The following is a 9,767-nucleotide window of genomic DNA, read 5'->3' as shown; positions in this document are numbered from 1 at the left end:
GGAACCGTACGTCCGGTGCAATGAGAGGGGCGAGAATTAAACTCCCTCTACTCTATTATGTTTAGCACGATGTTTGTTAACCCACTGATTAATGGGTACGCTAAAAAATTAGGAGCCAGCAGTGCCTTTGCCGGCGTGATTGTTGGGATTATGAGTATAGCTGCCATGTTTTTACGCCCTGTTGCAGGTAACTTAACTGATAAATTTTCAAAGTATCGTTTGTCTTTAATTGGCGGTGTTTTGATCTTGATTGGCGTGTTAGGCTATATTTTTACGCCATCAAGTGGACTGTTGTTATTATTTAGACTAATCAACGGAACGGGCTATGTTCTGTGTACTGTTTGCATGACAACCTGGCTAGCATTTTTAGTACCGCGTCAACACGTAGGTGAAGCGATGGGCTTTTACGGTTTAATGAATGCACTAGCTATGGCATTAGCACCAGCGCTTTCAATTAATATTTATCAAAAAATTGGTTATCGTGAAAGTTTAATTGCTGCAGCGATTGCGGCCTTTTTGATGATTGTGGCGATTCAGTTTGTTGGCAATCATGCTTTGCCACTTAAGAAAAAAGGACAGACGCAGAAAAAGCACTTTAAGATTATACAGATGAACGTTTTGCCAGTCGCAATTTTAACCACGTTGTTTGGAATGCCTTATTTTATTACGCAGGCTGATATTGTGACTTATGTTGAACAGCGTCATTTAACTGTCGCTGTTGGTAGTTACTTTTTGATTTATGCGTTAGTCTTATTAGTAATCAGAATAGGTTTAAAGCGGTATTTTGATACTGTTCGTTTTGGTGTGTGGTTCTGGCTTAGTCTGGTATCTACTGCAGCTTATATCTTTTTATTGGCAGTGATGAATAATAACTGGCAAATGGCCTTAGCTGCCGCTGGAATGGCGCTGGGCTATGGTATTATTTATTCCGTTTTGCAATCTACTGCATTATTGCTTGCCCCAATTGAGGAGCAAGGTTTAGCTAGTTCTACTTTTTACCTGGGATTGGACGTTGCAATGTCCTTTGGCCCAATGATTAGTGGGGTAGTTGACAGCATATTGCCGGTTAAATATTTTTATTGGGTTGATTTGGTATTGGTGCCCCTGATGTTAGTAGTTTACTTTATTTGGCGCAAGCGACTTAATGGAGCAATTGATCACCATTAACAGAGAAAGGGAAATATTATGAGTGACTATTTAGTAAAATCTAAACTTGAAGATACAGAATGGCAGATTAAGAGTGATGCTCGTGACCATAGCTTTATTTGTGATGTAAGTGATGACAAGTACAATGCAGGACCTAATCCAGTTGAATATTTGTGCGGCAGCGTTAATTCTTGCATTGAAATATCGGCAGGGATGATTAATGAAATCCATCATCTTGGTATTAAAAATCTTCGTATTGAAAATCAAGCTAAAACAGAAAAATTAGACCATGGCAAATCTGTGGTTACTGAAATGAAGATTAAGGTTTTCTTTGATTCAGATATGACTAGAGCTGAAAAAGAAGAATTTTTAGCCCATAGCTTGCACGTATCTACGGTATATCAAACCCTTAAAGAAGCAATTAAGATTTATGTTGAGCTGGGATAGGGATGAATTTTGATGTCAATTTTTGATGAAGCAATTGTACTAAATGATGGTAGCTTAATACCTAAAGTTGGTGTGCAGGTTGATAATGATCAAACTCTTAATGAAGCCGTTGCAGCAGGATTTCGATTGATTGAACAGACTGCTGATCAAAAAATGCACATGCGAAAAACGCTACCACAGCTCTTTATGGAAACTGTGATTTCAGAGGATGTAAAGACCCGTGAGGAATTACGCAATTATTTTGCTACAGTTAGGGCTAATTTAATTAGCAGCCGTCCCGATCTTTGCTTATTAAAATTGAGTGATGATCAAAAACGTAATCAGGAAATTTGGCATGAATTGGAAGAAGCGAAGTGTAAAGGCTGGGTTAAGTGTTTAGGCGTTGCCGACGCAACTACTGATAGTTTAGGTGAATTGCTTAAAGAAAAAGTTAAGCCAGTAGTAATGCAATTAAACTACGAAGATCCAGTATTAATTAATCTAGCTCGTGAGCATAAAATGCAAGTTGAGATTTCGATTAGAGAAGATATTGATGCTTTAGCAGAAATCGCAACTAAATATAAAGTTAGTGTCATAGACTTGGTTATTAGTTACTTTAACCAAAAGAGAATTATTCCATTGATTGAAGCAGATGCGATGAAGGAACAACCTAAAGCAGATATTAAAATTCAAGCAGAAGATATGGAAATAATCGGACAATTATTTGCTAGTAATTAAGATGTAAATATAGTTGGATTTGTATTTTGATGAATAATAATGAATGTTATAATGAAACTATAAGAGTTTAAGTTAGGAGATTAATATGAAAACTAAAAAATTATTTACTTCATTAGTTGCAGCTGTGATGCTTTCAACTAGCTTAGCTGGTAGCGGTGCTGTATTAAGTCAAACTGCACATGCCGCTGATACAACTCAAACTGCAAGTACCAATTCACAAGCTAAAAAAGGTACGATGACTGTTAAATATAGGACAGTAACTGCTACTATTAAGAATACTAACCCTACTTTGTATACTATCGGTGATGATGGTAAGACACTTAAACCAGTTACTATTGGTTATACAAAAGGTCAAGCAATTCAACTTACTTACATAGTTCCAACTTCAGGGAAGAATAAAGTATATGCCATTGAAGGAACTATGAATGTTAATGGTAAGGATGTTCAATTATTTGTTCCAGAAACAGAAGTAACAGTAAGTGGTACTGTTCCAACTTTTGATGACGCTGTAAAGCAAAGAACTGCAGATGTTAAGACTATTCAAGATGCCTTTAATAACAGAGATTTAAAGTACATCGTTATAACTCCTAAGTCAAAGAAGGGCGCAAAGATTTACTACGCTTACAAGAAGACTAAGAAGTCCAAGAAGATTTACTTCAAAGCTTCTAAGAAGAAGATCAAGAAGGGCAAGAAATTTAAGTCATCAATGATCGTTAAGCATGGTAAAACTAGATATGTTTACATTGGCAAAAAGCGCTATGTAAAGCAAAGTGATGTTAAGTTAGTTAGTGCTAAATATGCACCAGTTAAGTTATCAGATGAACTTAAGAACTTGCTTGAAGAAAACTAGAATTAAACGCAAAATAACAAGAAGTCGAGATTCGTTCATGAATCTTGGCTTTTTTGTATTGATTAATGAAATTATTTTCTTAAAATAGATAACTGGGATTATTAGTGGAGGGATATTTAATGAAGAAATTAAAAGTATTCATCATTATGAGTTTAATGATGATTTTTTTAGTTAAACCAAGAACGGTTTTAGCTAAAAGTTTAGGTTCATTTCAACCCAAGATGATTAATGAAAATAGTAATTATCGAATTTATCAAAAATTAACGCGTAAGGGTCCAGCAGGAAGTATGGGTCTGGCACGTACCTTTAAATATGGCAATTTTCAAGCGAATGCCGTAAGAAAAGTAGGAAAGTCAAAGTATTATTACGTTTGGATTGATGGTCACAAAGCTGGCTGGCTTAATCAACGGGCTTTCTTGAGAGATAAAATTGATGTTGCCAAAAATGTTAGTTTAGTTAAGAATTCACATTATATTTTTCCTGCAAGGGATGCAATTAACTTCGCTACAGACTCAACAGGAGCCGTGATAGATCCTGATAAAGTTAAGGCATCGCAAGATGAAGTGTTATCTAACAATGCTGGTAAGCATAAAATAAAGTTTTCTTATGGTAAAGCTCGTGCACATACAGTAGTTGAGGTAAGAAGTAATGCTCATGAAGGCGTTGCTAAGGCCAATAAAACGGAGCAAGCGGGAAAAGCTGCAAGCAGCTGGTTTAAGCATTACAAAACTTCTGGCAATTGGGGCAAAGGAGCAAGTTATGCACCAGAAACCAAGCCACACGTTTTAAAAAGCAAGCCTTTTAGATTAAAGACATATTTCTATCAACCTGCAACTTTAAGCCAAGATGGCGAAAAAATTGGGATGGTAGGTTCTGTGTCTGAAGGTGTAACTATTTCGAATGGTTCAATGTATGCGACGATGTATGAATCACCACATAATACGCGTGCACATATTGTGGTCTATAAGTTTAATCACGACCTAATCGCTATGTTATGCAAAAGTTGCCATGGCTTCCTTGGGCAGAATTCACGCGATTAGCTTCCGAGGTCAAAGTTAGTCCTAATATTAAGTTAGGGCATGGTCAAGCATTTGGTGCTACAGATAAGTATATTTATGCAATTGCTAATGACCATTTGCTTCGTCATAGCGCTCAGTCTGAAGAAATTATGCAAATTAGTAAAAAAGATTTGCGAATTAAACGAATTTGGACTTTCAAGATTTGGAATAAATCAGCTAAGGATGGTCGCTATGTTCATAACGCTGTCTTTGTAAATGATAAAAAATTTATTGCAGTCTATCATAGTGCAACCGAGCACCGCTTCGAATATTGGGAGGTAACTCGCCGCGGCAACAGTTGGCATCCCGTTGAGATCGGTGCAACTAAAGGTGAATTTATGCGTAATAATTCGCCAGTACAAGGTATCGCATGTGATAAAAAGAGAAAGCAAATTTATCTTGCCTTCAATGATTATTTATTTAAAACAAATCGTGCTGGTAAAGTACTAACTAGTGGACATTTTCATACCGGTCGCGAATTTGAGGGGATTTGTGTCAATGATTCGTACTTATATGCGGAATTAGCACAAAGACCAGAATTATTACGTCAAAAAATTAAATAGGATATAACAGCTTCTTTTGAATTTACATTTATAAAAGTTCATAATAGTAAATGTTTGTTTAAAAAAGGAGTTGTTTTTTATTTATGGAGCAAGATAATCACGTCAAGATTAAGCTAGGAAGCTTAGTTTTGATGATTTTCTCTTCTATTTTTGGATTTAGTAATTCGCTAACAGCCTTTTATCAGATGGGGTAGGCAAGTATTATCTGGTATATTGTGACTGCCATTTTATTCTTTTTGCCATCTGCATTAATTTTTGCGGAATATGGTGCTGCATTTAAAGGAATAAAAGGAGGAATCTTTTCTTGGCTTGAAGGATCAACTAATGAAAAAGTAGCATTTATCGGAACGTTCATTTGGCTTTCAGCCTGGGTTGTGTGGCTAGTTTCATCCACGCAGTTCTTCTTAGTATCTGTCTCAACGGCCGTATTTGGTCATGATACAACGCAAAGCTGGCATCTAGGGGCTCTATCTTCGACTCAATTATTGGGGATTTTGGAAGTTATTTTCTTAGCTGTAGTAACTTTTTGTGCAGCAAAGGGAATTGATAAAATAAAGACGATCAATAATATTGGTGGGATCTTTACTTTGGCAATTGCTATTGGCTTTACTGTTGTTTCATTGTTTGTATTCATTTTGAATCATGGACAATTAGCTGAACCAGTTACTGCACAAAATTTGGTACATTCACCTAATCCATCATTCCAATCACCAATTGCGGTTGTTTCATTTATCGTCTATGCATTGTTTGCTTATGGCGGTTTGGAAACAACCTCAGGGGTAATTGATTCTGTTGATAAACCAGAAAAGACTTATCCAAAAGGTTTAATCATTGCCATGGTGATGATGACTGCACTTTATGTGGTTAACATCTTCATGTGTGGTGTGGCTGTTAACTGGAATAAAGAACTCGGTGTCAAGGGCGTTGATTTGGCTAATGTGGAATACGTTTTGATTAATAATTTGGGTGTGGTTACTGGTCACAGCTTAGGACTTTCAGAATCTGCATCTTTGGCAATTGGTTCCGCATTTTCACACTTTGCAGGTATTGCCGATGTTTTATCAGGTGTTGCTGCAGCTTTCTTGATGGTTTACTCACCAATTAAGTCATTTATTGAAGGTTGTGATCCACGCCTTTTGCCTAAAAAGTTGGTGCAATTGAACAAGCATAATATGCCTGAACGTTCAATGTGGGTACAAGCAATTATCGTTAGTGTAATTATCTTGTTTATTTCATTCGGTGGTAATGCTGCAGATCAGTTCTATACCATCTTGATGGATATGATGAACGTATCATCATCTGCACCATACTTGTTCTTAATTGCTGCATATCCATTCTTTAAGGCTAAGAAAGATTTAGATCGACCATTTGTCTTTATCGAAGGTAAGAAAAAAGTTTGGGCTACGACAATTGTAGTTTGGTTGGTTGTAGCTATCGGTATTGTCTTTACTTGTATCGAGCCTTTATTTACAGGTGATTATCAAACTTCATTCTGGACAGCAATTGGTCCGGTAGCATTTGGTGTTGTCGCTTGGATATATTATGCATACCGCGAACATAAAGAAAAAGTAAATTTATAAAATAAAATACTAGTCTAAGATTATGGTATTGTAGGTAATCTTGAGGCTAGTATTTTTTATTCTCGTTACTCTCGCAAACTTTCGCTTTTTTCGCGTGAATAACGCGAGAACAAAAAACGAAGATCCTTGCAGATCTTCTCAAGTTGATTATTCCACTACATGACGTTCAAATGGATCATCTGAAATACCTTCAGCCAAAATGTCTCTTGACCATTGCTTAGCTGAAAATAATGAGTGATCTCGGTAGTTACCACAAGATTCAATGGTTGTACCTGGTACATCTTCCCATTTGATGTTATCACGAATTTCTTCTAATGATTCTTTCAAGGCCTTAGCAACTTCGGCGGTTGATGGGGTACCCCAAACTAAAAGGTGAAATCCGGTCCGGCAACCAAATGGTGAGCAATCAATGTAGCCATCAATACGATCACGTAAAAGGCCGGCTAATAAGTGTTCAATGGTGTGTAAACCGCCAGTTGGAATAGCATTCTTGTTTGGTTGAACTAAACGTAAATCAAAGTTACTAATTTTATCGCCTTTTGCACCTTCTTCAACAGTGATTAAGCGTACATAAGGTGCTTTAACTTTAGTATGATCTAATTCAAAGCTTTCTACTTTTCCCATAATTTTTCTCCTTGTTTAAAAAATTACTTAATTTCATTTTAACTTGAATTACGAATTTTAAACCCAAACTTGCTTGGCAGTATCAACTACTAATTTGATTTTGTTCCATTGGTCGTCAGTAGTTAAAATATTTCCTTCTTCGGTTGAAGCAAAACCACATTGAGTACTGAGTGCCAAATTGGTTAAAGGAACTAGTTCAGCTGCTTCGTTAATTCGTTTGATTAAATCTTCTTTTTCCTCTAGTTTTCCTGACTTTGAAGTGACGAGGCCAAGAACAATTGTGACATTTGGTCGGTTGTTCCAAATAGTTTTAATAGGTGCCAAATCACCAGCCCGCTTGCTGTCATATTCTAAAAAGAAACGATCATAGTTTAGTTGTGCCAGGTATGAGGCAACTGCTTCGTAGCCACCTGAAAAAAGAAAAGTGGACTTAAAGTTACCGCGGCAAATATGAGTTGCAATCGTAAGATCCCCAGGCAAGTTTTCTATAGTATGATTAATTACATAAACTGAATCTTCAGCTAATTTTGTATATTTAGTATGCTCTGTAGGATTATCTATAGTTTCATTAAGTTTGCTGATTAAAAATGCCCAAGTTGTATCATCAAGTTGTAAATAGCGACAACCTAGATCATAGAAATGTTGAATAGTTTGATGATAAGCAGTAGCTAGATCATCCAGATAATCCTGTCGATTATCATAAAATTTGTTCCAATTGTCCGATCGATTATCTCTAAAAAGCAGAGTAGGTGAGGGAATAGTTTGCTTTATCTGCACGTTCGCATGTTTTTGGACAAATTTAAAGGCTTCAAAAAATGGATGATCGGGATTATAGGTAACTTTGCCAGCTAGTTCGACATTATCAGTTCTAGTTTTAGCACCGTGAAACTTGTAGCTTTCATGATAGTTATATTTAGCAACGCCATTTAAGTTCCAGAGAAAATCTAGATGCCACCAGCTGCGACGAAATTCTCCATCGGTCACAAATTTTAGGTCTAGACTTTCTTCTTTTTGAAATAATTGATCAATTGCCTGATTTTCGACATGCGTTAATTCTGCTTGAGAAATATTTCCTTCATTAAATTTCTTTCTTGCTTTTTTTAATTCTTTTGGTCGTAAAAAACTTCCTACAATATCATAATGAGTTAAGTTAGTCATACTTTTTCTCCTTGTAATTATTCAACAATCAACAGTCCGCAAATAATAAAAATCAACCATACAAGGAGACACATTCGTTCAAATACTTTTTTATTGATAATAATTTTTGAATTAGTAATTGTAATTGCTTTTTTCATGATTGATTCCTCCTTTGATTAAATAAGCAAAATAAAAAGCGCCTCTAGCATATTTCATGCTAGGGACGCTCAAGCGTGTTACCACCCATGTTTAAATTAACTTCACAGCCAATTCCTCAATAAGTACTCCCAATAGGGAAGACTCAGACGGGGTAACGATCGTCACTCGTAATTTGCTTACTTAATGCTCGCATTTTAATTTAGCTCCAAGACCATATTCATTGCTTGCCATTGCATCGGCTTTCACCTAATCCGACTCTCTGTTAGAAATTTTAAGCAATTACTCATCTTTTCTAAGCTTTTATTAATTTAATTGCCATTATAATACGCCGAATGAAAATTGCTGTCAAGAAAAACTTTGATTGATTTTAGAAAATAAGACAGATAATATGTGGTTAGTAACAAGAAGAATAGGAGAGAAAAAATGACTAAAGTTTTCTATGTAAATGCTGATTTGAATAAAGTAGTCAGTGGCAAAGAAATAGCTGCCAACACGCAAAAATTTACTCAAGTACATCAAGATGCAGTTATTGCAGAAAAGAATTTAGATTTAAATTCTGACCAGGTGATTTTTCATAATTGTCCTAAGGGATATAGACTGGTTGATGAAGTGGATGAAAATTATAATGTGGAATACGATAAAGTATACGTGCCTATTCAAGTAGAATATGGCAATATTAAGAATTTCAAAAATGATGCATTTGATATTCATGATCATGAAAGCAGTGAATATTTCCAAAAATGGTTGTTGTGTTCCTTTTTAGCTGATTCGTTGCCATTTAACGTTGCAGCAAGAGTAGAAGCATGGTTTGGCGAGGAATAAGTTAAGTAAAAAAACTCCAAAAGCATTTAACTTTTGGAGCTTTTAAATTTATCGACTTAATTTGTGAATCTTATGTGCTAAAACCATTTCCTTGTTACGGTCTGCATAAATTGCATCTTTAAGGTAATTTATTGGCTTGAGCAAGGTATTTCTGCTGGTAGTAGACAAGTAGATTGCATGATGATGATCTAAATGGCGCAAATATCTTTTGGCATTTTGAATTCTAGCATGGTGCTCAAGGGCTAACTTCGGCTTGAAGCCCGTAATTTGGTGTTGAGCATTATAGATAGGAACAACTTGATGATGCCATTTATCAATATGATGAGTATTGTGACCACCAATCTTCTTACTTGCTTTGACAATATCTTTCTTAGTGGTCAAATTATCTTGTTTTTTCAGCCGTGAATTTTTATCAAGATAATAATTGCCAAGACCATCTTGCCGATATAGTTGTAAATTTTTAACTGAGTCTTCTTTATTGACAGTTACTTTTAAAACGTCACCATTTTTGTAATTCATTAAATACATATCGTGATCAATGGTGTAATTCTTCATGATAAAATATTCACCTCTTCTACATTAATTATCTAACATGATATTATAGTTATTTTTTTAAATATTGGAACTGGTTTTGCTAAATTTTTCTAGAAAAATTCCTTCTGTT

The 9,767-nt window shown here is 35.5% G+C and carries 10 protein-coding genes, 1 pseudogene and 1 other annotated feature; of the genes and pseudogenes, 8 read left to right on the top strand and 3 right to left on the bottom strand.

The genetic code is table 11. The annotated features are described in order from the left end of the window. Positions 1-54 precede the first annotated feature (54 nt). From CP357_RS04550 to yjeM, 7 genes and pseudogenes are all read left to right on the top strand, one after another. On the top strand, positions 55-1,167 hold the full coding sequence (locus tag CP357_RS04550; RefSeq protein WP_098036648.1) for an MFS transporter: 1,113 nt from the start codon (positions 55-57) through the stop codon (positions 1,165-1,167). An 18-nt stretch (positions 1,168-1,185) separates the two neighbouring features. Continuing rightward, positions 1,186-1,593 (top strand): OsmC family protein, encoded by a 408-nt coding sequence (locus CP357_RS04545; protein ID WP_098036647.1) that lies wholly within the window; start codon positions 1,186-1,188, stop codon positions 1,591-1,593. Positions 1,594-1,605: 12 nt separating this feature from the next. Beyond that, positions 1,606-2,310: an aldo/keto reductase gene (locus tag CP357_RS04540; RefSeq protein WP_087363385.1), complete on the top strand. Its 705-nt coding sequence runs from the start codon at positions 1,606-1,608 to the stop codon at positions 2,308-2,310. 85 nt (positions 2,311-2,395) lie between these two features. Beyond that, on the top strand, positions 2,396-3,160 hold the full coding sequence (locus CP357_RS04535; RefSeq protein WP_098036646.1) for a hypothetical protein: 765 nt from the start codon (positions 2,396-2,398) through the stop codon (positions 3,158-3,160). 119 nt (positions 3,161-3,279) lie between these two features. Continuing rightward, positions 3,280-4,200, top strand: coding sequence for an SH3-like domain-containing protein (locus tag CP357_RS10500; protein WP_233187208.1), 921 nt, complete (start codon positions 3,280-3,282; stop codon positions 4,198-4,200). Beyond that, the gene (locus CP357_RS10495) at positions 4,155-4,781 is read left to right on the top strand and encodes a hypothetical protein (protein WP_233187207.1); all 627 of its coding nucleotides are present in this window, start codon (positions 4,155-4,157) and stop codon (positions 4,779-4,781) included. Before CP357_RS10500 ends, CP357_RS10495 begins: the two co-directional genes overlap by 46 nt. A gap of 83 nt (positions 4,782-4,864) precedes the next feature. After that, a pseudogene (gene yjeM, locus CP357_RS04525) lies at positions 4,865-6,361 on the top strand (glutamate/gamma-aminobutyrate family transporter YjeM). A 147-nt stretch (positions 6,362-6,508) separates the two neighbouring features. Here the strand turns inward: yjeM and CP357_RS04520 are convergent. After that, complete coding sequence (locus CP357_RS04520) at positions 6,509-6,985, bottom strand: S-ribosylhomocysteine lyase (protein ID WP_087363379.1); 477 nt, start codon at positions 6,983-6,985, stop codon at positions 6,509-6,511. A 57-nt stretch (positions 6,986-7,042) separates the two neighbouring features. Continuing rightward, a complete protein-coding gene (locus CP357_RS04515; RefSeq protein ID WP_098036645.1) occupies positions 7,043-8,143 on the bottom strand; it encodes a vitamin B12 independent methionine synthase in 1,101 nt (366 codons plus the stop codon). A gap of 195 nt (positions 8,144-8,338) precedes the next feature. Next, positions 8,339-8,585: a binding site (T-box leader), on the bottom strand. Between the two features lie 119 nt (positions 8,586-8,704). On the opposite strand from CP357_RS04515, the gene CP357_RS04510 reads away from it, so the two are divergent. After that, a complete protein-coding gene (locus tag CP357_RS04510) occupies positions 8,705-9,103 on the top strand; it encodes a hypothetical protein (RefSeq protein ID WP_087176460.1) in 399 nt (132 codons plus the stop codon). 48 nt (positions 9,104-9,151) lie between these two features. Here the strand turns inward: CP357_RS04510 and CP357_RS04505 are convergent, their stop codons facing one another. Continuing rightward, complete coding sequence (locus tag CP357_RS04505; protein WP_025005384.1) at positions 9,152-9,658, bottom strand: hypothetical protein; 507 nt, start codon at positions 9,656-9,658, stop codon at positions 9,152-9,154. Positions 9,659-9,767: the final 109 nt, after the last annotated feature.

It is taken from the genome of Lactobacillus sp. UMNPBX6 (assembly GCF_002553975.1).
Lineage (GTDB): Bacteria > Bacillota > Bacilli > Lactobacillales > Lactobacillaceae > Lactobacillus > Lactobacillus gallinarum.
The sequence above is the reverse complement of the archived record's forward strand: the minus strand, read 5'-3'. Positions and strand labels throughout refer to the sequence as shown.